This window comes from Paenibacillus sp. sgz302164 (assembly GCF_056120505.1).
This window is the reverse complement of the sequence record NZ_JBVYOL010000029.1, coordinates 49,347-73,614: the sequence shown is the minus strand read 5'-3', so window position 1 is coordinate 73,614 and position 24,268 is coordinate 49,347. Positions and strand designations below refer to the sequence as shown.

Sequence of the window (24,268 nt, the reverse complement as noted above, 5' to 3'; positions counted from 1 at the left end):
TTACGCTATTTTGCCTGTTACTTCAACGACAGAATCCGTATTTATCATCATATCGGTCGTATACAGACTGGATTAGGTCTTTATAGGGCTTGTCCCGGTCCGTATCTTCTCGATTCAAATGCCACTCCTGGAGTTGTCAAACAACTTGCAGAGTGATGGAATGGAAATGAAAAAAATATTAGCTTTTGCATTATCTCTTGTCTTCGTTTTTACTAGTGTTTTTTCTGCATCAGCTGCTTCACCTGAAAAAGAGAATCCTTTGGGTGATCTAAAAGAAGGAACAACGGTAATTCAACATGACGGTTATACCGAAACAGTTACAATAAAAATTTATAAAAATCAGGAAGATATTGATCGTGTCTTGACTGAAGCAAACAAGAAAAAGAAGGATATACTTGATAAAAACGCTAACAGCTTGCCACTGTCTGGTACCGATTTGGATTACAGTTTGGGAGGGAATAACTGTAAATATGAATCGAGTAATTCAAAAAGAGGATGTGCGTATGTTTCTGGAACATATACGGTTGGAACATTGAATAGCCATTTAGCAACAACGGTAATTGCTCAAGGTGATTATCCTTCAAAAGCAAAAGGACAAGTGGAAATCACTAGATATGGATTCGTGGGTGGTAGTCAACTGATTACTGCTACAAATACTTATACTCAAAGTAATTGGTCGAATGATGTGGCTAGCTTTGCCGTAGATCAATCTTTTACAGGACTTGTCTTTTTATCTGTCATTTATCACAGAGGATTATTTGAGTGGAACAACAATGGATCTGTTGTAGAATGGTCCGCTGAAGTTAAACAGTAAGAAATAAAAAAGAGAGATTCACTTGATATTGTGAGTCTCTCTTTTTTATTTTTTTTTATATAAATAATTAAACCCACGACAAGTATTGCTAATATTCCCAAAAACAAAAATATGTTACTCCAGTGAATAAACAATTAATCCCCTCCTTTCCTCCAATTTATTCCCATTACATCAGAATTATAACAAAGTAGACATAAATGGGGTAGTTCCAACGAAGTCCTTAGCATTAGTTTTCCGTATTTTGATCGCCCTTCTCAGATACAACTTCCTTTGAAATTCACTGGACTCTTTCTGTTTCTTTATCAGCAAAGACGCAATCTGTTCCTTCGTCAGTTTATAAATGAGAAGTCGTGTGCGAAATTTTGTAGCGTCCGAGATACACTTCGGGAGAGTACTGCCATTTCCTCGGGCTGGAGGTAGTGCGCGACCACGGGAAGAGAAAGTTTCTATCAACATATATGCGTTGTGATGTCAAATGTTTTGAACTGAATTTGAAGATCGGGAGCGCCGTATTGTATACTGGCGGTAATAAACAAGGGCATGGATGGTGAAGCCGGTGGCAGCCGATTTTACGTTGTACGAAGAGCAAATGATCAAAAAGCTGAAACGCTGGGAAATCAGGCTGCACAAGGCGCCGGGGTTGGTGGAGAAAACTTCCAGATCCGTCCAGACGCGCATAAACAAGATGATACCGGAAAAAGTGCACCAGACGATTACAGTAACGGTGAAAGGCATCGTTCAGTCGACTTTATTCGGAATGAATTTCATTCCGAGCCATGAACCGATGTTCGGTTCAACGCTGGCCGAGAGTGATGCGAAAGCCGAAGAGCTGCTGTCCCTTTACAAAAAGATCGCCGCCGCCGAAGGCGCCGGTACGGGAGCGGGAGGGATACTGCTCGGGCTCGCGGATTTTCCGATCCTTATCGGCATCAAGATGAAGTTCCTGTTTGAGCTGGCCCACGCTTACGGTTACTCGACGCGGGATTACCGGGAGCGCCTGTTTATTTTGTATGTGTTTCAGCTTGCCTTCTCGAGTCAAAGCAAAAAGCCCCAGCTTCTGGCCGCGATTCACGGCTGGGACGATATAGCGGTGGCGCTGCCGCCGGCCGCGTCGTACACGGATCATGTGGACTGGCTGCAACTGCAGCAGGAATACCGGGATACGATCGATTTTCGCAAAATGCTGCAGCTTATTCCCGGCATCGGGGCTGTCGTGGGAGCATGGGCGAATTACGGGCTGTTGGAGGAACTGGGGGAGGCGGGGATGAACTGTTTTCGCATCAGAAGGCTGCATGATAAAGAGAAGTTATCCGGGGGAGATTGACGACGGTGCGGCCAGCCGTTCGTTAAGCGGCTCGGGAAGCCGGTAAAACCTGCGAAAAAGCAGGTTTTTTTGTTGGGAGCGGCTCGTTTCGGGGAAAAACCTGCGATTGTGCAGGAATTTCCGCTCAAAATGGGTCTGAGCTCATGTGTTCGATGAAAAACCTGCACATTTGCAGGAATTTTCCGTTATCAGCGTATGAACGAGCAAAAAGCTGCACTTTTGCAGGCTTTCCCCGCGTTGCTAAGTAAATGTGCTGGTGGCTCTAGCGTGCGAGTTGCTCAACAGCCTGACTTTTGCAGTTTTTGCCTGTTGCGACATGGTCGCCCGACCGCCGACATGCGGTGCAACACCGCGCGCTGAGGGCTGCGTGCGGTGCGTCAGCCCTCAAGCCAGGGTGGGCAGTTTGAGCCTGACGTAAATCGGGAACCGGCCAGGCGTTGACACTGACAGTGACGCAGATGTAGACGGTGGCGGTGGCCGGAAATCAGGGCATTTTAGTGATTTACAACACAAGCTGATTGGTTATATAATAGTGCTAAACCGATGATGTGATTTTTTTCACAACCTAACCTGCAGACCGTCGATTCGGCTGTGACATCTGGGACGGCGGGTTTTCAGCCAGACGCTTGGCACACACAAAAAGGTCGACTGGGGAACAGCCACGGGGTATTTTGTGATAATTTTCACATTCCAAAAACATGCAAGAGGCGCAAACAAGTCCAGCATTTGCCCTCCGTGCATCCAAACACATGATGGATTGCTGCCAAGTCAAAGCGCATCCTTTTTGTCGCTCATGCATGTTCTTTTTTTCACAAACTATTGGTTAGTCAAAAAGAATCGGAGGAGTGGTTGTTATGGGCACAAAGCTCAAAGTTGTCATTCTCGGAGCGGGCTACGGCGGGATTGTGACGGCGATCAGGCTGCAAAAGAAAATCAGGTCTGGCGAGATCGAAGTGACTCTCGTCAACAAGCATCACTATCACTACATCACAACGCATCTGCACATGCCGGCGGCAGGCACCGACCACCATGACAATGCGCGGGTGAGCATTGCGGAGCTGATCGATGAAAAGAAGGTGCAGTTTATTAAATCGACGGTCACCCGAATTATTCCGGAGGAGAAGCAGGTCGTACTGGAAGATCGAACTTTATCGTACGATTATTTGGTCGTCGGGCTGGGCAGCGAAACGGAGACGTTCGGCATCCCGGGAATGAAGGAGCACGCCATGTCGATCAAAAGCATCAACAGCGTCCGCTTTATCCGCCAGCACATCGAGTACATGTTCGCCAAATACAAAATGGAGCCGGAGCGCAAAGATTATTTGACCTTTGTCGTCGGCGGAGCGGGCTTCACGGGCACCGAATTCGTCGGTGAGCTGGCCGACCGTGTCCCCGTGCTGTGCAGGACTTACGATGTGAGCCCGGCGCTGGTTAAAATCATTAATGTGGAGGCGTCGCCGGTCGCCCTTCCGCCGGGTATGCCGGCCGACCTGGTCGAGTACGGAATGGACGTTATGCGCCGCAAGGGCGTCCAATATAAGCTGTCGACTCCGATCAAGAAGTGTACGCCGGAAGGTGTGCTGCTGGGGGACGGCGAGTTTATCCGGTCGGCGACCGTGGTATGGTCCGGCGGGATTCGCGGCAACTCGCTGCTGGAGTCGGCGGGTTTTGAGGTGCAGCGCGGCAGGGTCAAGGTGGACGAATACCTGCGCTCCTGCCAGCACCCTGACGTATTCATCGTCGGGGACTGCTCACTCGTGATCAGTCCGGAGGGCGCGCCGTATCCCGCCAATGGACAGATCGCGGTGCAGCAGGGCGTAAGCGTGGCGCGCAATCTCATCCATTTGGCGCGGACGCGGCCTTTGCAGCCTTTTGCATATGATTACAAGGGAACCGTAGCCTCGCTGGGAAGAGGGGAAGCGATCGGGCTGTTGAAGGTGAAAAAGGTCAAAGGCCGCCTGGCCGCACTTTTGAAAAAAGTCATTGACGCCCGGTATTTGCTCATGATCGGCGGCGTGCCGTTGGTCTGGAAAAAGATGATTTTCAAGCAAAGGTCGCTGACGCGAAAAGATCATGTCTCGGGCTGAGGGCAGCGCCGGAATGGAGCGGCGAAACAAGCAAAGAGCTGCGCTTTAAGCAGCGGGGCTGCCGAAAGGCGCAACTCTTTGGCGATTATTTCACCTGATTAATAACTCGTCAGCAGCCAGTTTTGCTTGGCCCAGCTCAGTTTGCCGGCGCCCGACCCGTTGGAAGCGGTAAGTCTCGCTTTTAGCGTGGAAGGATCGCCTGGCGTATAGCTGTAAGGCAGAGTGCTGAATTTGTTCCAAGAGAAAGCTTTCACTGCCGCAGGGACAGGAGCGAGCGGACTGCCGGATGTGTCGCTGCTGCCTCTGAACGAGGAGCCGTCCAGGGAGTACATCGTATCCAGCGCGCGGATTTTGCCTGTGTAGCTTGCGTTAGACGCATCCGCCTGATTGTTGCGGATCGGGAACACGACGTCGATGATTTGCGACTTCTCGACCAGTACGGCTCCGTCCTCGGTGGAAATGGCTCCGTTGCTCGTAATTCCGAAATGGTAGCCCTTCGAGCTTATCGCCGATTCCATGGCGGAAGTTATTTTTTTGCTGGCAGCCCGTGCTCCGGCGCTATCCATAACGATATTATAGGCGTGTACATTCCCTCCTCTGAGGCGAGGCATACGGTCCTGAACGTCCTGATAATAGTTGTGGTGCAGCGTAACCTCAAGGTCCGCATTGTCGGAGGCGAATTCGGTCGAACCGACGAGGTGGCCTTTCTTTTGTGACGCTGCGATAGCGATAATATCGTTCTTGCTCAGGCCCACGACGCTGCTTCTCAAGTAAGCGTACATCGGATAAGCCGATTGATTGGCCTCCATCGCATTGATTTGCTGCGTTACCCAACTGTTCGAGCTGCGGTCATCCGCCTTAAAAGTGGACCAAGAAACCGTAACGCCGCTGCTTCCTTTTTTCACATCGAGCACGCCGTCGTAAGCTTTGTTGAACGTGCAGTGGTCGACCCACACTTTGCTTGTTTCTTCAATCGTCACATAATCCCAGTCGTTTTTGTCGTAATTGCCTTTGGTCGATTCGTCCCACTCCCACAGCTCGTCGAATTCGAGGTTGCGGATAATGACATTGGAGCTGCGTTTGATCGTAATGGCCCCATGCTTGATCTTCGCGCCGTTCGCGGAAAAGATCGTCAAACCGTTGAAGCTGTCGATCGTCAGCTTGCTGACGCCGGTCGTTTTGAGCACAGGATGCGTAAGGGCGCTGTTATGCGCGCTGAAAGGAGAAGTTTTGGCTGCCGACGGAAGCTCGTTCCAGCCCAGATTCAGGTCGTTCATAATCTCGACGACTTTGACCCCGGAACCTTTCTTGAGCGCAGCGGCCAAATCCGTCGCGTTGTATACTTTTTTGTAGCGCGAATCCGTTTCGGCGATATTGCCGCCTCCTGCATTGCCGGCCGAGAAGCCTGTCAGGTCGTACTCGTTGGCGGCTGAAGCATTCAGCGGAGACAGGAGTACTAACGAGATGGCAAGCAGCAGCGACAACATTAACGCCGTATAAACTTCAATTCTTTTTCCCAATTTCAAAGTATGCATGTATGTCCTCCTCGATTAGTGGCCTGCCGCGCCGATATCTGTGCCGGAGGGCGTGCCTGAGCCGATCAGATCGCTTCCTTTAGCCAGCTTCAGGAAATTCCCGAGATTCGGGGAACCGTCCGCGTTGCGGGACAGAGAAGGCGTCAAGCTGACAAAGTCGGCGTCGCTGGCAACCAGCCCTTTGGCATTCGTGCTTTTGCTGGATTTCCACCAAACATTCGTGCTTTGCACGTCGGTTCCGCTCGTTTTGTCGCTGGCCCCGCCTTTATAGGACAAATTGTTGCTGAACTGGTGCGTGCCTGCGTCAAAGGCAAAATTGCTCTGGCCGTTGTCAAACGACGTATTGTTTTTGAGCGTGATCGAGCCCGGATTGCTGTTGTAGGTGAAGCCGTGTTTTTTGTTTTGATACGCGATGGAGCCTGTGACGATGTGATTGACGGCAATTTTATCGCCGCCCAGTTTGAAGCCGTTGCCGTCGCTGTTGCTCGTCGACTGGCCTGACGAAGTTTGTCCGTTATGGTGCGCGATGCTGTTCTTGATCGTTACCGGGCTGATCGCGCCGGTTTCCTGCTTGGCGAAGAGATCCCAACCGTCGTCCGTATTGTAAGCCGCAATGCATCCGTCAAAAACATTGCCCGGTCCGACTGTCAGCTTCGCCGCGAATCCGTCGGCATCTTCCCCGTTGTCCGGGTCGAAGTTATCGTGGGAATAGGAATTCACGATTTCGTTATTGCTTGGCCACTCGTTTTTGGGCGCTGTGGAATTGTACCTGCCGATCTGCAGGCCCGTGTCCCGATTGTGATGGACATCGACATTCTCAACGCGGTTGTTGTTGCCCGCGACATAGATGCCGTTATCAGCCGAGCCTTTAACTTCCAGCCCTTTGATCGTCCAATAGCTGCCGTTGATCTGCAAGCCTCTGGCGTTCTTCGAAACGTCGGAAGAATTATAAGGCTGCGAGGAAAAATCGAGCACAGGTTTTTCCGAGTTATAAGCCACGAGTTGCTTCTTGGCGCTTGATGTTCCGTTGTTCGTCCGTTCGATCGTAATTTGCGTCGAGTAAGCGTAGGTTCCACCGCGCATGTAAATGATGTCACCAGGGGCTGCTTTGGCAATGGCTGCCGTCAGCGTAGTCGGGCTTGCGAGCGTTCCCGCATTGCTGTCCTTGCCGTTAGGCGCCACATAAATGTTTGTCGCCGCCATAGCCATAGGCGCAGGGGCCATCACTGCAACTGCAAGAAGTGAAGATAAAACGACTGCCGGGGTTTTTACGAGTTTCTTTTTTTCCATATAATCCACATCCTCCTAAAAATAAATGGTTTTATACACCTGCATGTCCGAGTACGGCCGCATGCCGCTCAAACGCTTTCATAAATCACCGCCTTTGCAACTTTGGAATTTTGTGGGCTTGCAAGTTCAGGTATACCGAATTCCGCGGATTGCTGCAATAATCATTATGTTGTTGTCTTGTTTTTGGCTTGAAAATACAGGCTTTTTTTGTGTCTATAATCAATTTTTAAGAAAATAATCATTACATAAGACGTTGGTAAAAAGGCCATAATTTTCTTGTTCTATGGCCGATTGGATGCAGAAGTCCTTGCTTGACACCGCTGATTTTAATGTGATAAATTTGGTTGTGTCAAATTAATCAATCGTTTAATTAATAGGGGGAGCACATGAAACACGCATTATCCTTACTGATGAAACATCCGGCAGCCAAAAGCGCCATTCTGACAGCGCTCATGTTTCAGATTATTTTCTGCGTCATTTGGATGACGGGATACAAAGGAGTAACGGACAACGTCAATCATCTTAAAATCGCCTTGGTCAGTGAAGACTCAGGAGTGGGTCAAACGATCGCCGACAAGCTGAAGGAGCAGCTGCCTTTTTCCGCGGAAAAAGTCGAATCCCGGCAAGCCGCCATGGATAAACTGGAAAACAGAGAGGTTCACCTGGTTGTGGCGTTGTCCGCGGATTTCACCAAACAATTGCAAACTCCGGGTCAGCAAGCGAAAGTTGAATATTATATCAACGAATCGAATCCCCAGATGATCAAGAGCGTCATGCAGGGAGTAACGGCTGTTATTACGGCGAACGCTAATAAAGAGACGGTGGCGGCGGGGGTACAAGCTGCTCTCGGCCAACTGCAGGTGCCTGCTCAACAGGCTCAAAATATGGCTCAAGGATTATCGGAAAAAGTGGTGTCCGATGCCCATTCCCTGCATCCGGTTAACGGGATGAATAATCAGATGCTGCCGATGATGATGTTGCTGGCTTCTTTTGTCGGCGCCATGATTATGCAGTTGAATATGCAGCAAGCCGCCATGGCAGTAGGCGCACGCGCGGGCAGATGGTCGATCTTCGGGGCTCGGGTGGTTATCAATCTCGTGTCTTCACTGATCATATCGGCAATCGGCTCCGCATTGGTACTGGCGTTCGGCGGGCAGAGCGAAGGAGGCTATGTATCCATTTGGCTGTTCCAAAGCTTGTTCCTGGCCACCTTTATGTTCTACTCCCAGATGTTCCTGCTGTTATTGGGAATGCCCGGCATGCTGCTTAACATCATCAGCCTGTCGGTCCAGCTTGTCACTTCGGGAGCTACGATTCCAAGAGAGCTGCTGTCCGGATTCTACCATGGCATAAGCGATTATTTACCGGCGACCTATGCTGTTAACGGCATGATGAACCTGATTTTTGGAGGCCCGTCCGTCGGCTATTCTGTTGGCATGCTGTTCCTGGCAATGGCAGTTTGCTTGAGCGTAAGCGTCCTTGCGGTTATGCTTAAGAAGCCAAAGCCTGCAATGAATGAAGAAAGGTTCGGACATAAGGCTTCAAATCCGGCTTAGAAAGGAAGAGGCTAGTGAATCAAGGCGAACTCGCCGCCAAGCAAAGAATACTCCAGGCCGCCAAAATGCTGTTTGCCAAACAGGGCTTCGATGCGACAAGTCTTCGCCAGATTTGCGAAGCGGCAGGAGCCAACACGGCTCTCGTGTCTTATCATTTTGGCGGAAAGGAACAGTTGTTCAAAGCCATCTACGAATACTATTACAGACCGGAGAGATATGAGCTCTTTTATCAATTAATAGGTGATCCCGGCGCTGCGCTGAAGGCTTTTATTAGCTCTATTGTTGGCTACCGCTTTGAAGAGCCGGAGCTGATGGTGATAACCTCCCGGGAGATGACGACGCGCTCCAAACGTGCGGAGATGATACGCGGGCATTTGCTTCCGATATGGGAACTGCTGCAGCAAATTCTGGAGGAGGGCCGGAGGCTATCTGTTTTCCGGTTCGAATCTATGGACTATGCCATGACAGGCATTATGGGAATGGTGTTTTTTCCTCCCAATACTATGGTGGTGGAACCTTTGCTTGAAAAGCCCATTACATATGAGGATATGTCCAAGTATATAACGTTGTATGTCTTCCGGATGCTTGGAGTCCCGGAGCATGCCGGAGGAGATCCGATATGAACCGGATCGGTGCAACGCCGCCGCGCTCCATCGGGAAAATCAAGCTTGCGCTTGTATGAGGCCGCCTGTGACCGCCTGACGGGCAGCCGGCCGCAAACGACCGCGCTGCTGCCCAAGTCCAGGGCCATCTTGCCAGGCTCCAACTCCACGATTGATTGCGGATTGCCGAATTCGATCCTGATCCCCGATGGGAATCGGCCGGAATAAAAGTCAGTTTCTCTGACGAGCGGCTTCATGTTGCGTTATCCCGGAAAGTTTACATCGTTAACATTTAACGGAATGAATGGGCAAGGTAGTAAGGGGGTTCGAAAAATTCCGCTCATCGCAAGATGACATTCCCTAAATCGGATGAATTCCGGCCAATTCGCGAAACCTTTCCTCTTGTGAGAACATGCAATAACTCGCCGTTGCACTCCTCGAAATCCCCTGCCAAGCCCCTTAGTTCACGATCGAATACAAAGCCCAGCTTTTTTAAAACTCCCAATGACGCTGTATTTTGTGAATGGGCCTTAGCAAACAATCGGTCTAATCCAATAACATCGAAGGCATAGGCTGCCAACGCGGCTGCTGCTTCAGCTGCATAACCATTACCCCAATAATCACGGCCAATCAAATAATACAATTCTTTATCAGGAGCAATGAAATCAAGCACGCCCACACCGCACCAGCCAATGAAAGCGCCTGTTGCTTTGCTTCGAATCGCAAATGAGTATTTAAACGGCATGTCGAAGGGGGTATTGTAACTGTCGATTAGCCACTTGAATAGTCCTTTATATTCTTCAGATGACAAGACGCCCATATGCATATAAGTAAACAATTCCGGGTTTTGCATCAGCTCAAACGATTCCATCAAATCATTTTCAATATAAGGACGAATGATCAGGCGCTCCGTTTCCAGGCGCATCGTAGTTAATTCGGTTTGCATCTCGGTTCCCCTCTTGTCTGTATTGTTATAATACGGGCGGTTTACCACGAAATAAGGGTGCTCGGTTCGTTACATGTAGAAAAACCTTTGGGGAGCATTTTTAAGACTTGTACGTTTTTGTGCGAAATCCGGCATTATCTCTTAGCGTAATCTGCAACCCTTGAAAGATGCTATGGATAGTTTGATTTTAATCGAAGTTACCATCTGGATAAGATCATGCTCGACTGCCATTTAGCGGGATAAGCTGCTGATATGGTTCTGGGATAACTATATTTTATACAAAGTGCTGAAAGCAGTATAATAGGGGATAGAAACAGAGGTGAATGCAATGGTAAAGAAAAAACGGCCCCAGGCTTCTCTCGAGCCTGCTGCCCAGGAGAAGCCGGCTACGCTCAAGGATTTGCTGCGCCCGGACGTCGTGGATCGGCTGAAGGCGCAAGCGGACGCAATGAAAGCCGAGGAAGCGGAGCGCAGAGAAGAATCCCGCAAGCAGGCGGAAGCAGCGCGCAAAGCGGAGGAGAAGCGGCTCGAAAACGACTTCGAGCATTTGCTGAACAAGAGCAGCCTGGACTGGCGCAAACATAAGTAAACCCGTTCGTTCGACAATGTCGAACGGTGGCGAAGCGGACGGCCCACCATCGAGAGGCAGCTTCAGAATGTTGAGAACCTCCCGCGTCACAGTCGATAGCCACAAACTGCCTGGTTGCACGAAGAAAACCTGCAAAAATACATGAATTTGCGTCCCTGATCGCTGCCTACGAAGAATTCCTGCAAAAGTGCAGGCTTTTCAGCGGGGACATGGGTTCAGGTTCACTTTCAGAGGAAATTCCTGCACTTTTGCAGGTTTTTCGCCAAAATAAACCAATTCCACGGGAAAAACCTGTACTTTCGCAGGTTTTCTCCCTGCTAAGCTGCCTTGTCCTACCACACCAGCTCCGCAAACTGTGAAGGAGAGGCGTGGTACACACCAGCTCCGCAAACTGTGAAGGAGAGGCGTGGTACACACCAGCTCCGCAAACTGTGAAGGAGAGGCGTGGTCCACACCAGCTCCGCAAACTGTGAAGGAGAGGCGTGGTACACACCAGCTCCGCAAACTGTGAAGGAGAGGCGTGGTACACACCAGCTCCGCAAACTGTGAAGGAGAGGCGTGGTACACACCAGCTCCGCAAACTGTGAAGGAGAGGCGTGGTACACACCAGCTCCGCAAACTGTGAAGGAGAGGCGTGGTACACACCAGCTCCGCAAACTGTGAAGGAGAGGCGTGGTACACACCAGCTCCGCAAACTGTGAAGGAGAGGCGTGGTACACACCAGCTCCGCAAACTGTGAAGGAGAGGCGTGGTACACACCAGCTCCGCAAACTGTGAAGGAGAGGCGTGGTACACACCAGCTCCGCAAACTGTGAAGGAGAGGCGTGGTACACACCAGCTCCGCAAACTGTGAAGGAGAGGCGTGGTACACACCAGCTCCGCAAACTGTGAAGGAGAGGCGTGGTACACACCAGCTCCGCAAACTGTGAAGGAGAGGCGTGGTACACACCAGCTCCGCAAACTGTGAAGGAGAGGCGTGGTACACACCAGCTCCGCAAACTGTGAAGGAGAGGCGTGGTACACACCAGCTCCGCAAACTGTGAAGGAGAGGCGTGGTACACACCAGCTCCGCAAACTGTGAAGGAGAGGCGTGGTCCACACCAGCTCCGCAAACTGTGAAGGAGAGGCGTGGTACACTCCAGCTCCGCAAACTGTGAAGGAGAGGCGTGGTACACACCAGCTCCGCAAACTGTGAAGGAGAGGCGTGGTACACTCCAGCTCCGTAAACCGTGAAGGGGAGGCGTGGTAGGGGGGAAGAACGGCTGTACACCTCTGCCGCTTATGAACAATCTGAAGCTGCCTCGCGAAGAGGCAGCTTGAATGGAGGACCGCTGATGAACCAGGCGCGGCCTTGGATTCGATTCGCAATCATGCTGGCCATGATTGCGCTTACTGCCTGCGGCGCGGGCGCACAGCCCGCGTCGGAAGAGGCGGCGCGGCCTGAAGCGCCGGCCTCGCCGCAAGCGGCAGGCGCCGCGCAGGCGGTTCCCGCCGGGCAGCCCGCCGCAGCCGCACCGGCGGCATTGTCGTCGGCGCAGCCGGCCGCGGCCGGCGCGGAGCCGGACCGCGCGGCGATCGCCAGCCGCTACCGCGCAAGCGTCCCGGCCCGCTGGGGCGAGCATGTGCCCGGCGTGATGACGCGGCTGCGCACGCAGGACAAAGTCATCGCCCTTACGTTTGACGCCTGCGGCGGCAAGGAAGGGAGCGGGTTCGACAAGAAGCTGATCGATTATCTCGATCAGGAGCAAATACCGGCCACCTTGTTCATCAATGCAAGGTGGATCGACGCCAACCCGGACACGTTTGCGAAGCTGGCCGCCAATCCGCTGTTCGAGATCGAGAACCACGGCTCCGAGCACCGGCCCTTGTCCGTAACCGGGAAAGCCGCTTACGGGATCAGCGGCACGAAGAGCGCGGCCGAAGCGTTCGACGAGGTGCAGCGGAACGAGGACAAAATCGAGAAGCTGACAGGCCGCCGCCCTTTGTTTTTCCGCTCGGGAACGGCTTATTACGATGATGTGGCGGTGCAGATCGTCCAGGATTTGGGGTTGCGCGCGGTCAACTATAACGTGCTGGGGGACGCAGGCGCTACCTACAACACGGAGCAGGTGTACAAAGCGCTCATGAAATCGCAAAACGGCTCCATCGCGCTCATGCACATGAACCACCCCGAGAAGGACACCGCAAAAGGGGTGATGAAAGCCGTGCCGAAGCTGAAAGAGCAAGGCTTCACTTTTGTCCGGCTGGCGGATTACCCGCTGGAATAACCGTGGCGGTGACCGCTCACTGTCTGCGGTTGCGCTTCAACGCGTGCCCGGGAATCGCCCCCTGCGCTTACGTAAACCAAAGATCGCGAAACCGCACCCAGCCGAGCGATTCCAGCGAAATCCCCCGGATCGCCGGGTGGAACGCGGTTTTCAGGTGCTTGCGGTACAGGAACAGCAGGTTGTGCCTTTCTTTGAGTTCGGCTTCGATTCGCCTGAAGATGCCGGCTCGCAGTCCGGCGTCGGGCTCCGCGAGAATCAGCCGGAGGCTTTGCTCCAGCGTCGTGCGCACGTCCGGCAGCGCATGCTGCTGCATGCTTTTGTACAGATCGATGAGCCGCAGCTCCCGGTGTTCGTCGAGCATGACGGCAAAGAGCAGCAAATCCGCCGCCATGCGGGCTTCGCCTTTGAACTGCTCCGCGGGAATGAGCCGGATGTCCAGCGCAATTCCCGATTGGGCGCACACCTGCCGCACAGCCTCGGCGTCGGCTTCGTACTGCGGAATCGTCGCCAGCGTCAGCGTTTCGCCGCGGTACCCGGCGGCTTCCAGCTTCCGTCTGATCTCTGCGGGGTCCCTGGGGGTCTCGCGCAGCCCGGTATCGTGCGAATCCGGCCAAAAGCTGTCCCCGTATTCAATAACATCTCCCGACAGCCGCTCCAGCAGCAGCGCCCGGTCGATCGCAAAGTCAAGCGCCGCGCGGATCGCCCGATTGGCGAGCGGCCCGCTTTTCAGCTCATTGACGGTCATGAATTTGCAGGTCATCCCCGACTGGCGGACTTGCTGCCACTGATCGGCGTTCATATCGGACATCCGCACATTGTGCATCACCTGAAAAGATTGCCACTGCTCCGGATGGCCGCGCTGCTCTTCTTCCGTCAGCGTCCACACCTCCACCCGGTCCAAAAACCCCCGTCCCTGAAAATAAGGGGCGAAAGCTTCCAAAATCCAGACTCCCCGCTCCTGCCCGGCAAGCCGAAAAGGGCCGGTGCCGACAGGCGCTGCGCCAAACTGCCCGCCGGCCGCCTCGCCAACGTCCCGGGGCACAATCGAAGCGCGATTGGTCGTCAGAAAAGCGAGAAAAGCTTCGTTGCGCTCCGCCAGGCGGATGCGTATCGTCGTATCATCGGGCGTCTCCATTGACTCGATTCCCGCATAGGCCCAGCTGTACAGCCCGCGCGGCGCAAGCTTTTGGAGGCGTTCGAGCGAATACTTCACGTCTGCGGACAGCATCTCGCGGTTGTGATGGAAGAGGACGCCTTTGCGCAGATAAAAAGTCCACAATGTCCGAGTATCATCGGTTTCCCACGCATGGGCAAGGTGCGGAACGATCGCGCCGCCCTGCGAATCCATCCGCACAAGCCCGTCGAACAGCTGATTGACAAGATGGGATTCGCCCATGTAATGGATCGCTGCGGGATCGAGAGAATGGATCGTCTGCGGCAGCGGGAACCGCAAAATATCCGTCCGCCTGTACCCCTGAACCTCCGAGCGAAAGCCGAACTGGCCGGACAGCCACTCCTGAAACTGCTCCCGCAGCACGGAAGCTTCCTCCACCGATTGCAAAAGCTCCAGCGCCGAGCGCAAATCCTGCTTTTCGACCATCTCCTGCGCTTCCTGCAGAGCAATCTGCTCCTTGCGGGCCAAAAAGACCATCTCCGAGCGGTTTCCCCGCCCCCTTTTCGGCGTCCATGTCAGCCACTGCTCCTGGCTCATCCGTTTCAAGAGCATGACCATATTGCGATGGGTACAGTCCAGCAATCGCGCAAGCTCCTCAATGTGAGTATCGAAAGGCACTTCTTCATGGATGTGCGGAAAAGAGCGCCTCAGCGCCAAATAATGCCGCCGTATTTTCATCTTCTTTGCTCCCGTCGGTCTGCCGTTTGTAAAACATGAAATTTCCCCGGATAAACTTGCACTTTTTCTTCCTATTTTCCAGGTTACAATAAAAGGGAGAAATAAACAAACCGTTCCACTTAAAACGAACACGGGAGTGAAAGTGCATGAGAGATCCGGCGCCATGGCAAAAAAGGTACGGCAGACTGCTGCTGCTGTCCTTATTGTTCGGTCTGGTCAGCCAGTATTTGTTTGTCGGCAAAGCGGCGGGGGTATCCGTCATTTTGTTTTTGCTCGGTTTTTACGGCATCTTTTTTTACGCGGTCAAGGGCAGAATCGGCGGCTTCGAAAAGTGGCGGGGGCAGGCTCATTCGGGCTGGATATTGCTGATTCCGATCGGATTGCTCGCGTTCACGTATGTTATATTCGCCAACGGCCTTTTTCGGGCGCTGAACGGGATCGCCTTGCCGATTCTCGTCGTCGCCCAGACGATGCTGCTGACCCGCAGCGGTACGCATCCCTGGTACCGGATCGGATTTGTGCAGGAAATCGTACATCAAAGCGTCGTGAAGCCGATTTCCCATATTTCCGCTCCGTTCGGCCTGATCCGGGATATTGCGCCTTCGAGCGGCAGACCCGATTCCACTTTGGGTAGGCTGCGCCAGGTCGCCTTCGGCTTGCTGCTCGCCGCGCCGATTCTGGCCATCGTGATTGCTTTGCTTGCATCAGCGGATCAAATCTTTTTCGCATGGGTATCGGAAATTCCCGATTGGTTTGCCGGGGTCTCGCCAGGCGAAGGGATCGTGCGTACCGGCGTAGCCGGCGGCCTTGCGCTGTACACGTTTTGCTACATATGGGGATTGTTGTTCCACAAATCGGACGATCGGGCGGACGGCGTTGCCGCCACGCTGGAAAAAAGGGAAGAGCACGAGCTGAATGTATTTGCGCTCAGCCCTGTGGCGGCAGGCACTTTGCTGCTAAGTGTGAACCTCGTATACGCGCTGTTTGCGGCGATTCAGTTTTCTTACCTGTTCGGTGCGGCCGACGGTTTGCTCCCTGCGGGAGTCGCTTACGCGGAATACGCGCGCAGAGGTTTTGCGGAGTTGATTTTCGTATCGCTTATCAACCTGGGGCTGCTGTTCGGCGGGCTGCATCTCGTCCGCTCGGCAGGCGAGTGGGCGGAAAGAATCCGCAAGCTGCTGCTGAGCATGCTGGTCGGCTGTACCGTCGTTATGCTTGTTTCCGCCTACAGCCGGCTTTCCTTGTACGAGGACGCTTATGGTTTTACAGTGACAAGGCTTTTGGTTCACGGATTTATGCTGTATTTGGGCGTGCTGCTTATCATCGCCTTTGCCCGGATTTGGCAGGAGCGGTTGTCGCTGTCCAAGGCGTACATTTGCGTATCGATTCTCGCTTATTTAACGATCAACTACGCGAATCTGGATGCGCGCATTGCGGAGGGCAACATCGAACGCTACGAACGCACGGGTGCGATCGACTTCCCTTACCTGGGCGAACTGTCCACGGATGCGCTGCCCGCCCTGCTGGAACTGCAGTCCCGGCATCCGGATCTGGCTCCGCTGAAGAACGCCATCGCAAGCATAAAAATCAGCTCCGCAGACGAGGGACACTGGCCGTCCTGGAATTATTCGAAACAACGGGCGTCGCGGTAAAACTGTTTTACCGGCCCTTGCTCACTGGGGCGGGAAGAGGGCATCCCAACTGACTGACAACAGTCGGGATGCCCTTTCATTTGGCCGCCTACGGCCGGTGCAGCGGGTCGCGTTAAGCAGCTCGGCAGCGGTAGCCCGCAAAACCCGCGAAAATCAGGCTGCCCGGAAACCTGCGCCCAGAGCCGGTCGCACAATCTGCCTGATTGCGTCGCACCTCGCATCTCCCTGCGCGTAATGTTTCGCTGCATGACGGCGGTCGGTCGACCACGTGCAGAAAACCTGCAAAAGTACAGTTTTTGCTTGGTGGATACGCTGGTCTCGACATATTCCTGCAATTGTGCAGGCTTTTCGCCGAACACATGGGTTCGGATTCACTTTCAGCCAAAATTCCTGCACTTTTGCAGGTTTTTCGCAAAAATAAGCCAATATCGAAGAAAAAACCTGCACTTTCGCAGGTTTCCTCCTTGCCAAGCTGCTTCCTGTCCAGTTTCGCAGTTACACGACCTACTCCGGGAGAGGCGCCCGCCCCGGAAAAAGCGGCTATTTCCCAAATCAGGGCCCCTCTGGTTACGCAGCGTTGCCGATGATGGGCCGGCTCGCAAAGCTTGGCAGGGAAGGCAGGGGGAGGTTCGGATAGCCCGTCGAAACAAGCTTTTTGGCGAGCGTTCCATTTTCCCAATCAAAGAAACTTTCCGGTGGAACCTACGTCTAACTTGGCAAAGGAGCATGATCAGGATGAACAAATATTTAACTTTACTGCTGGCTGTAGCTATAGCTCTACCGTCCGGTCCGCAGCTCACCCAGGCAGAGCAGGCTCTTGCCGCGCCAAGCGATATGCCTTATGTTACCCTGCTTGACGAATTTACGTTGTATGCAACCAACAAAGCAAAACCGGATGAGGCAATCGGCTCGCTAAGCGCTCTTCAATCGGTCCGGCTTGCCCCGATCGAGAGCGACAAGCTGTTTGGCATTACGCATCAGGATAAGGTGAAGGTTGTGACGTGGCTTGGCGAAGTATGGATTAACTTGAAGGAAGGCGCGTACAAGTACGGCCAACTGGAAGTTCGGGAGCAAACGCTGACTTTGCTTGAACAGGAAACCCCCATTTATGATTCGCCGATGAAAACAACCGAATATACGCTCTCACCGCAAAAGGTGCAAGCGGTTGCCTCCATCGATGTATGCGATCCATACACCCCTTGTTATTCGAATGATAAGTGGTATTTGATCCGAACTTCTTGGATGGGAGAAAAGTGGATTCGCCCCTACCATTATGTAGAGAAATATGTAGGCTTTCCGGTGGACGGCATGATAGCTATTGCACAGGATAGCGACGTGTACATGATTCCCTTCGAAAAGTCGTTGACTGACGAGCCAAAGCTGACTCCTCAAGTGGTGAAGCCTGTCGCGAAATATACTCAGCGATCGCGAATGGTCCCTCCAAGCGTCTGGTATCAGATCGAAACCCCGAAGGGACTTAGATGGATTCATTCGGATGACGCTTATGGGCTTGGAATTGAAGGGGTGGAGCGGATCGACCTTAAACTCGACATTCCTGTCCCGTTCCAATATTTCCAAGTTCCTTTCTCCTCCTACGCGGAGCCGGTGGGGCAGCAGCAGCCGCAAACCGTTCATGCGATCGGCAAAAGAGAAGACTGGTACTTCGTTCTGGCGGACGGCTCCGGTAAATGGATCAACCCGGCCAAGGAAATCTCGTCCCGATTGACCGGGGATTTCCAGAACGATGCCAAGCTCGGGGTGAAGCTGAGCGATGCCCGCCTCGAGCTGACCGAAGCGTCGATTGCGCTGGATATACCCTATGTGGATAACTCGCCCACGAACGACGCGCTCACTTTTACGCCGCAAACCGTCACCGCTTCACGCGTCTGGAAGTCCCCTAACGGGGAAACGTGGTACTACATCCACACCTGGCAGGGAGCCAAATGGGTGCGGCCGTAAGCGAGTCGGAAGCAACCAGCCGTAAAGCACGCAGAAATTTAAAAAGGGCCGCCTTCAAGGCGGCCCTGAAATCATTATTTATGAACAACGGGGATCCAGACCTCGCACTGGTCAGACAGGTAACGATGGTGTACCATTGTTGCGCGCTTTTCTTGTTTGCATGGTTAACCCTTTTTCGGAAGTGTCAATTAATATTCATAAGCACCCTATTCTGACGTTATTTAGGGATCCTCTGACGTCAGTTTGAGGTATAATAGTTCATACTGACAAGAATAGAGGGGATTAAGTTAGCTGACAGGATAATGGAGATGGACTGAGGAATATTGAAAACATGAAACATATACATACTCAACATCGTCTTTAATTAAGCGAAGAAATTACCCTTACGATGGAAGCGATCCCATGAGCAGAGTGAAAAAGTCCACGATTCTTTTATTATTACTGCTTATCTTTGGATGTTCGAGTCGGCAGCAAATAGAAAATGCCCCTAACGACTCATGGTCACACATTCGAAGTATAGCTTGGGCTCAGGTGTCTAAAGAAGAACAGAAAACAGTTCTAGGCAACTGGAAACAAGCAGAAGTAAAAGAGGTGAAATGGAACGATGTTCCCACTAAGCTAACAGATAAAGAGCCAGAGAAGATACTGAAAGTGACTTTTAAAACTAAAAATGATGGAATGGTTGGGCCTATCGGCATATATATAGACCCCAAAACAGACCAAATTGTAGGTTATGATGCCAGAAAATAATAACTCTAATGGGTTGGAAGTCAAGCTTCTAACCCTTTTTTTATGATCGTATATTGTGCAAGAGAAACGCGGGAAATTGGAAGCAGATTGAGTGAAGTCTACCAATAGATAAATCGCCGCTTTTATTATTTAGCACAATCTTTATTCTCAGTACATCAGTAGCAGCTGCAGCACCGTACTATATCTATCAGACTTACAACTCTCACCATGCACATTTAAACTTTAAATTTGATTCTACGATAGACTCTTACGGGTACCATGATATTGCAGGCGCAGGATCTTATGCTTATGATTCTAGCAGTAATGTGGAAGCTTATTACTCACCAAATGCATCAAGCCCAGGGTCAGACTTACATTTAAAATGGTATGGGGTTAATAATACTGCGGTTACTTGGTATGGCATGACCTACCATTACGCCGGCATTGGGGCAGTCGATATAGGTTCTGGTGATTATGAAACCAAAGCAAGCATTCCATTTTATCATTACTCCGGATACGATGAAGTAAAATTGAATAAATATATGATGGATAAAATTGATTCATCCAAGCAGTATGAAACAGCTGCCCATGAAATGGGACATGTCTATGGCCTTCACCATGATGATCTTAGTAAAACAACGAATCCAACAATTATGATGCAGTATGACTGGCTTGGAAGTAAAGTTCCTACATGGTGGGATTTTGCCAAAATCAATACTCTATATCAATAAGGGGCGTGATTATATGAAAAAAAATACAAAGTTAGGAGTTACAGCTATTGTCATTGCTGCTATCTCCGCCTTTGCCATCTCTAGCGAAACGATAAAGAGTAAAGCTTCAAATCTCCCAGACTTTACTTTAGCTTCGAATTTTGAGTCAGACGGTAATAAAGTTAGCATATCAGAGGGGAAGTCCGAAGCATACCCAACTCTTGATGAACTTGAAAAACATGCAGAAGTGATAGTAAAAGGAAGAAAACTATCCGGGCGTGAAGTTCTTACAACTACAGACATTGGTACAATTGATGATTTATATACCGAATCGTCAATTGAAATTGCACAGGTTTTTAAAGGAAATCTACACAAAAAAGAAACTATTAATGTCGTGGAGCCTGTTGGCACTTTCAAAGGAGTCATCTCTTCTTATGAAGGGTATAAAGGAATGGCTACTGGAAAAGAATACGTCTTGTTTTTATTTAAAGATCCCCAAAATAATCGATATGGCATTGTCGCTATAAATCAAGGAAAATACTCAAGTGATGGCTCTATTGAATTGTACTCTGAAGGAAATGATCAGCCTGAGTACAAGAGGATTGAGAAGTTCACAAAATTAGTGAAAGACAAATACTCTAAAGAATCAAACAAAGATTCAGATTCTGTAACCGACAGCGTATATAAATAATAACGAACTAGAGCCGTTGAAAATAAACAGGTCACACATTTGGTAATAAAATACCAGCTTGTGACCTGTTTTTACATGACTGAATTTTATCAAAATGCATGTGGACAATTTTGACCGTTTGAAATTGCCCCAATGGTTCCGGGTATTTACCGGGCTGGTTGAACTGGTGGGCGCGATCGCCGTCATCGTCGGCATTTGGACGCCCAGTTGGGCGGCGTGGGCCGGAATTTTGCTGGCCGTCACGATGTTAGGCGCCGTAGCGGCTCATCTTCGTGGCAAAGATCCCGCAAGGCAGACGCTATTCCCACTCGTTCTGCTGATTATCGCCGTCGCCGTAACTGTCATTCATAGTTCCGCGCTGGCGAGCTTCCCCGGCTGACGGCGGCTGCCGCAAACAAGAAAGAGACCCACAAGCAACGGGCTTTGTGGGTCTTAAATGTATATATTAAAGGGGGGTCATATATAGAATAGCCCAGGTACATTAAAACAAGATGAAAATGATATTTCATTTGCATTACAAATCTGCGACGTTTGTTCGGAGGATCGGAAAATCGTAGAAAGCCGCACGCGATGCGGTTGACTCGGGCGGCAGAGGCACCTCTGCTTGCGGGACCGCCTTAAAACCGGATTTGCGCCCGAACGTTGTGGTAGAGGTGAATTTGCAATGAAAAAAAGAGCGTCAATAAGTATCGCCGTTATCGTATGCGTCGTCCTGGCGCTGTGCGGCTGGACAGCCTATGCCGCGCAATCGTCGAATTCCGCGGCTTCGGAGACGGCGACCGGCACGTTCAAATCCATTAGTAGCGATGGGGCCAGCGTAACTATAACTACTGCCGCCGGGGAACAAACGATGCCGCTGGCCAAATCCGTTTGGGTCTACCGCGACGAGCAAAAGGCGCTGCTGCCGGATTTGAAGCCGGGCGACCAGGTCGAGGTCATCCTCAACAGCAAGCATCAAGCAGCCTACATAAGAGCGGCTTCCGGGCAGGGGGGCGCGTCTGCGGCGGTGCCGACTGCAGCGCCGACAGAGACGCCGGCCGCAACGCCGAGCCCGACACCGACTGCTGCGGCGGCATCGTCCACGAAAGCGCCGTCACCGACGCCGACGGCAGGGCCGCGAGCGACCCCGCCTGTGCAAACGCAGGGCGTCTACCCCGGTTTGGACGAACTGGAGCTGAAAGTGGACGGTAAAAACTTTAAGCTTCGCATCGAGCAAACGCACGGGCCGGGCGGAGCGGGGTACGAGCTCAGCCTGAAGCCTGGCGGCAGCGGCTCGATTCATCTTAAAGGAGCGGAGGCCGCCGCCTGGATCAAGCAATTGTTGGCTTCCGTGGATTTGAAGTCGGATTCCGCCCGTCAACAGGTGCTTGGACAAATCGCCGATCAATACGGTCTCGACGCTGGCAGCATGCAGGTGCAATTAAAAACCAAATGGGCGCAGCAGAACGAGGATAAACACGAGAAACAAGCCAAAAAAAACGGGAAGTCCGAAGGCCGTGACAAACATAGCAAGTCGGACGACGAGAATGAGGACGATTGAGGAAACGCTCCGAAAATGAAAAGACGCCTGTCCAGCCGCTGTACGAGCGGGGATCAGGCGTCTTTTTTGCCGCAGCCGCGTCGCGGACAGCTGCGGTTATTTTTTCTTCCCTTTGCCATGGCCGTGGCCGGGCTTTTCGGAATGCTCCGTCGATGCGGAAGATGGAGAGGGTGACGGTGCCGCGGCTTCCGGCGCAGCGTCAACAGCCGCGGGAATATCGAATGCAGCGGCCGGCGTCTGCGCCAGGGCGCGGGACAGCATTTCCCGAAACAGCACGGCCGGCACGGCGCCGCCCGACGTAGTCAAGTAATGGTTGCGGTCGGTATAGTCGTAACCGACCCAGACCGCGGCCGTCAGCTCCGGCGTGTAGCCGACGAACCAGGCGTCTTTCGCGGCATTCGCGCCGGCGCCTTTGAATTCGTCCGTGTCCGGCAGTTGGGTCGTGCCTGACTTGCCGGCAACCGGCCGGTTCATGGCGGCATTGCGGCCGGTCCCGTGGATAACGGCTTCCTGCAGCATGGAAGTCATCGCATTCGCGGTGGAAGGCTGCATCACCTGCTCGCCTTTCGCGTTCGCCTCGACCAGCACATGGCCGTCGCCGGTTTCAATCCGGGCAATCGTATGCGCCTTGTGCAGAACGCCTTTGGCGGCGAAGGCGCTGAACGCCTGCGCCATCTGCAAAGGAGAGACGCCCTTGGACAGACCGCCGAGGGCGATGCCGAGCTGGCGGTCTTCCGCCGGAAGCGTCAGGCCCAGCCGGTCGGCGAAGGCCAGACCGCTGCCGATGCCTATTTCCTTGAGCAGCCATACGGCCGGGACGTTCCAGGAAGAGACGATCGCTTCCCGCATCGTGACGCTGCCTCTCGATTGATGGTCCCAATCTTCCGGCTGGTAGCCGTCGATATTAAGCGGTCCGTCATAGAGGACCGAAGCGGGGGTGTAGCCCTTCTCCAAAGCCGGGCCGTAGACGGCAATCGGCTTGAAGGCGGAGCCGGGCTGCCGCTTCAGCTGCGTGGCGTGGCTGAACCCCCGGAACACCCCGTCTCCGCGCCCTCCCGCAACGGCGCGGATGCCGCCGCTGCTCTGATCGAGGATGACGGCGCCGCTCTGGATCAACTGATCCTGCTTGCTGTCCGGAAAGAAGCTGTCGTTGCCGTAAACTTCAAGGGCGGCGTTTTGCGCCGCCGGATCAAGCTCGGTCGTGATCCGCAGGCCGCCGGTGAGGAGCTGCTCCTCCGTGAAGCCGTAACGGTTCACGGCCTCTTCGATCACGGCGTCGACGTAGGCGGGATAGCGGCCTTTCAGCTCGCCCTTCTTGTTGTTTTTGACGACGCCGAGCGGCGAGTTTTTCGCTTGCAAATAAGCTTGATCCGTGATTTTCCCCTGCTCGCGCATTAATGCAAGCACGGTGTTCCGCCGCTCCAACGCCTGGGCTTCGTTCTGAAACGGCGAATAGCGGCTCGGCGCTTTGGGCAGGGCGGCGAGCAGCGCGGACTCCTGCAGGGACAAGTCCTGCACGGATTTTCCGAAATAGGTCATAGCCGCGCTCTGCACCCCCCAGCTGCCCTCGCCGAAATAAATGCTGTTCAAATACATTTCCAAAATGTCGTCTTTACTGTACGTCATATCGATATTCAACGCATAGGCGGTTTCGCGCAGTTTGCGGCCAATTGTTTTGTCGGCATTCAGGAACAAGTTACGCGCAAGCTGCTGGGTGATGGTGCTTGCTCCTTCGGAGTAGCCGCCCCGCAGAACGTCGCGGACGAGCGCCCGGGCAACCGCCTGCACATCGACGCCGGAATGCTCGTAAAATCTTTTGTCCTCCACGGCGACAATCGCATCGGTCAGCGTTTTCGGCATATGCGACAGCGATACCGGGTTCATTTTCGATGCCGATAGTTGGGAGGCGGGCTTTCCGTAGCGGTCCAGCACGAGGGTCGGCTCCGGCAGCGGCTGGTCCAGCTTGGACACATCGAGCCCGCGAATGTACAAATAACAGCCGGTGGCCAAGCCTGCCGCGCCCGCGAACAAAACAGCGCCGACAGAGGCCCACAGCTTTTTGTTTTTCAAAAATGAAGATGAAGCCTGTTTCGGTGTATTCATCAAAATCCTCCTTGCCTGCGCC

Annotated in this window: 20 protein-coding genes; 15 read left to right on the top strand and 5 right to left on the bottom strand. The window is 52.7% G+C overall.

Features of this window, described 5'->3' with window-relative positions; all coding sequences use genetic code 11:
• Positions 1-160: 160 nt before the first annotated feature.
• The 3 genes from AC0LWT_RS32810 (at position 161) to AC0LWT_RS32800 (ending at position 4,225) form a co-directional block, all read left to right on the top strand.
• Positions 161-814 (top strand): hypothetical protein, encoded by a 654-nt coding sequence (locus tag AC0LWT_RS32810; protein WP_474685501.1) that lies wholly within the window; start codon positions 161-163, stop codon positions 812-814.
• Positions 815-1,358: 544 nt separating this feature from the next.
• On the top strand, positions 1,359-2,138 hold the full coding sequence (locus AC0LWT_RS32805; protein ID WP_474685500.1) for an EcsC family protein: 780 nt from the start codon (positions 1,359-1,361) through the stop codon (positions 2,136-2,138).
• Between the two features lie 854 nt (positions 2,139-2,992).
• Positions 2,993-4,225 carry an NAD(P)/FAD-dependent oxidoreductase gene (locus AC0LWT_RS32800; protein WP_474685499.1) on the top strand — a complete coding sequence of 411 codons (1,233 nt, stop codon included), beginning with the start codon at positions 2,993-2,995 and terminating at the stop codon, positions 4,223-4,225.
• Between the two features lie 98 nt (positions 4,226-4,323).
• Here the strand turns inward: AC0LWT_RS32800 and AC0LWT_RS32795 are convergent, their stop codons facing one another.
• Both AC0LWT_RS32795 and AC0LWT_RS32790 read right to left on the bottom strand, forming a co-directional pair.
• Positions 4,324-5,760 (bottom strand): pectate lyase family protein, encoded by a 1,437-nt coding sequence (locus AC0LWT_RS32795; RefSeq protein ID WP_474685498.1) that lies wholly within the window; start codon positions 5,758-5,760, stop codon positions 4,324-4,326.
• A 15-nt stretch (positions 5,761-5,775) separates the two neighbouring features.
• Positions 5,776-7,050 (bottom strand): right-handed parallel beta-helix repeat-containing protein, encoded by a 1,275-nt coding sequence (locus tag AC0LWT_RS32790; protein WP_474685497.1) that lies wholly within the window; start codon positions 7,048-7,050, stop codon positions 5,776-5,778.
• A gap of 386 nt (positions 7,051-7,436) precedes the next feature.
• On the opposite strand from AC0LWT_RS32790, the gene AC0LWT_RS32785 reads away from it, so the two are divergent.
• The 3 genes from AC0LWT_RS32785 to AC0LWT_RS32775 are packed head-to-tail and all read left to right on the top strand — an operon-like array spanning position 7,437 to position 9,436.
• Entirely contained in the window at positions 7,437-8,606 is a 1,170-nt protein-coding gene (locus AC0LWT_RS32785; RefSeq protein WP_474685496.1) for a YhgE/Pip domain-containing protein, read from the top strand.
• A 14-nt stretch (positions 8,607-8,620) separates the two neighbouring features.
• Positions 8,621-9,229, top strand: coding sequence for a TetR/AcrR family transcriptional regulator (locus tag AC0LWT_RS32780; RefSeq protein ID WP_474685495.1), 609 nt, complete (start codon positions 8,621-8,623; stop codon positions 9,227-9,229).
• A gap of 45 nt (positions 9,230-9,274) precedes the next feature.
• The gene (locus AC0LWT_RS32775) at positions 9,275-9,436 is read left to right on the top strand and encodes a hypothetical protein (RefSeq protein ID WP_474685494.1); all 162 of its coding nucleotides are present in this window, start codon (positions 9,275-9,277) and stop codon (positions 9,434-9,436) included.
• Between the two features lie 112 nt (positions 9,437-9,548).
• Here AC0LWT_RS32775 and AC0LWT_RS32770 read toward each other — a convergent pair whose 3' ends face one another.
• Positions 9,549-10,154, bottom strand: coding sequence for a GNAT family N-acetyltransferase (locus AC0LWT_RS32770; protein ID WP_474685493.1), 606 nt, complete (start codon positions 10,152-10,154; stop codon positions 9,549-9,551).
• A 328-nt stretch (positions 10,155-10,482) separates the two neighbouring features.
• On the opposite strand from AC0LWT_RS32770, the gene AC0LWT_RS32765 reads away from it, so the two are divergent.
• Both AC0LWT_RS32765 and AC0LWT_RS32760 read left to right on the top strand, forming a co-directional pair.
• A complete protein-coding gene (locus AC0LWT_RS32765; RefSeq protein ID WP_474685492.1) occupies positions 10,483-10,743 on the top strand; it encodes a YqkE family protein in 261 nt (86 codons plus the stop codon).
• A 1,334-nt stretch (positions 10,744-12,077) separates the two neighbouring features.
• Positions 12,078-13,010 (top strand): polysaccharide deacetylase family protein, encoded by a 933-nt coding sequence (locus AC0LWT_RS32760; protein WP_474685491.1) that lies wholly within the window; start codon positions 12,078-12,080, stop codon positions 13,008-13,010.
• A 67-nt stretch (positions 13,011-13,077) separates the two neighbouring features.
• On the opposite strand, the gene AC0LWT_RS32755 is transcribed toward AC0LWT_RS32760, so the two are convergent.
• Entirely contained in the window at positions 13,078-14,862 is a 1,785-nt protein-coding gene (locus AC0LWT_RS32755; protein WP_474685490.1) for an ABC transporter substrate-binding protein, read from the bottom strand.
• A gap of 146 nt (positions 14,863-15,008) precedes the next feature.
• Between AC0LWT_RS32755 and AC0LWT_RS32750 the strand changes: the two genes are divergently transcribed.
• From AC0LWT_RS32750 to AC0LWT_RS32720, 7 genes are all read left to right on the top strand, one after another.
• Entirely contained in the window at positions 15,009-16,514 is a 1,506-nt protein-coding gene (locus AC0LWT_RS32750; RefSeq protein ID WP_474685489.1) for a DUF4153 domain-containing protein, read from the top strand.
• A gap of 735 nt (positions 16,515-17,249) precedes the next feature.
• Positions 17,250-18,473 carry a hypothetical protein gene (locus tag AC0LWT_RS32745; RefSeq protein WP_474685488.1) on the top strand — a complete coding sequence of 408 codons (1,224 nt, stop codon included), beginning with the start codon at positions 17,250-17,252 and terminating at the stop codon, positions 18,471-18,473.
• A 402-nt stretch (positions 18,474-18,875) separates the two neighbouring features.
• The gene (locus tag AC0LWT_RS32740) at positions 18,876-19,223 is read left to right on the top strand and encodes a hypothetical protein (protein ID WP_474685487.1); all 348 of its coding nucleotides are present in this window, start codon (positions 18,876-18,878) and stop codon (positions 19,221-19,223) included.
• Positions 19,224-19,528: 305 nt separating this feature from the next.
• Entirely contained in the window at positions 19,529-19,933 is a 405-nt protein-coding gene (locus tag AC0LWT_RS32735) for a hypothetical protein (RefSeq protein WP_474685486.1), read from the top strand.
• A gap of 13 nt (positions 19,934-19,946) precedes the next feature.
• A complete protein-coding gene (locus AC0LWT_RS32730; protein WP_474685485.1) occupies positions 19,947-20,603 on the top strand; it encodes a hypothetical protein in 657 nt (218 codons plus the stop codon).
• Between the two features lie 94 nt (positions 20,604-20,697).
• Positions 20,698-20,982: a DoxX family protein gene (locus tag AC0LWT_RS32725; protein WP_474685484.1), complete on the top strand. Its 285-nt coding sequence runs from the start codon at positions 20,698-20,700 to the stop codon at positions 20,980-20,982.
• Positions 20,983-21,267: 285 nt separating this feature from the next.
• Positions 21,268-22,143, top strand: a complete 876-nt coding sequence (locus AC0LWT_RS32720) for a hypothetical protein (RefSeq protein ID WP_474685483.1) — start codon at positions 21,268-21,270, stop codon at positions 22,141-22,143.
• 96 nt (positions 22,144-22,239) lie between these two features.
• Here the strand turns inward: AC0LWT_RS32720 and AC0LWT_RS32715 are convergent, their stop codons facing one another.
• Positions 22,240-24,246: a transglycosylase domain-containing protein gene (locus AC0LWT_RS32715; RefSeq protein WP_474685482.1), complete on the bottom strand. Its 2,007-nt coding sequence runs from the start codon at positions 24,244-24,246 to the stop codon at positions 22,240-22,242.
• Between the last annotated feature and the right edge of the window lie 22 nt (positions 24,247-24,268).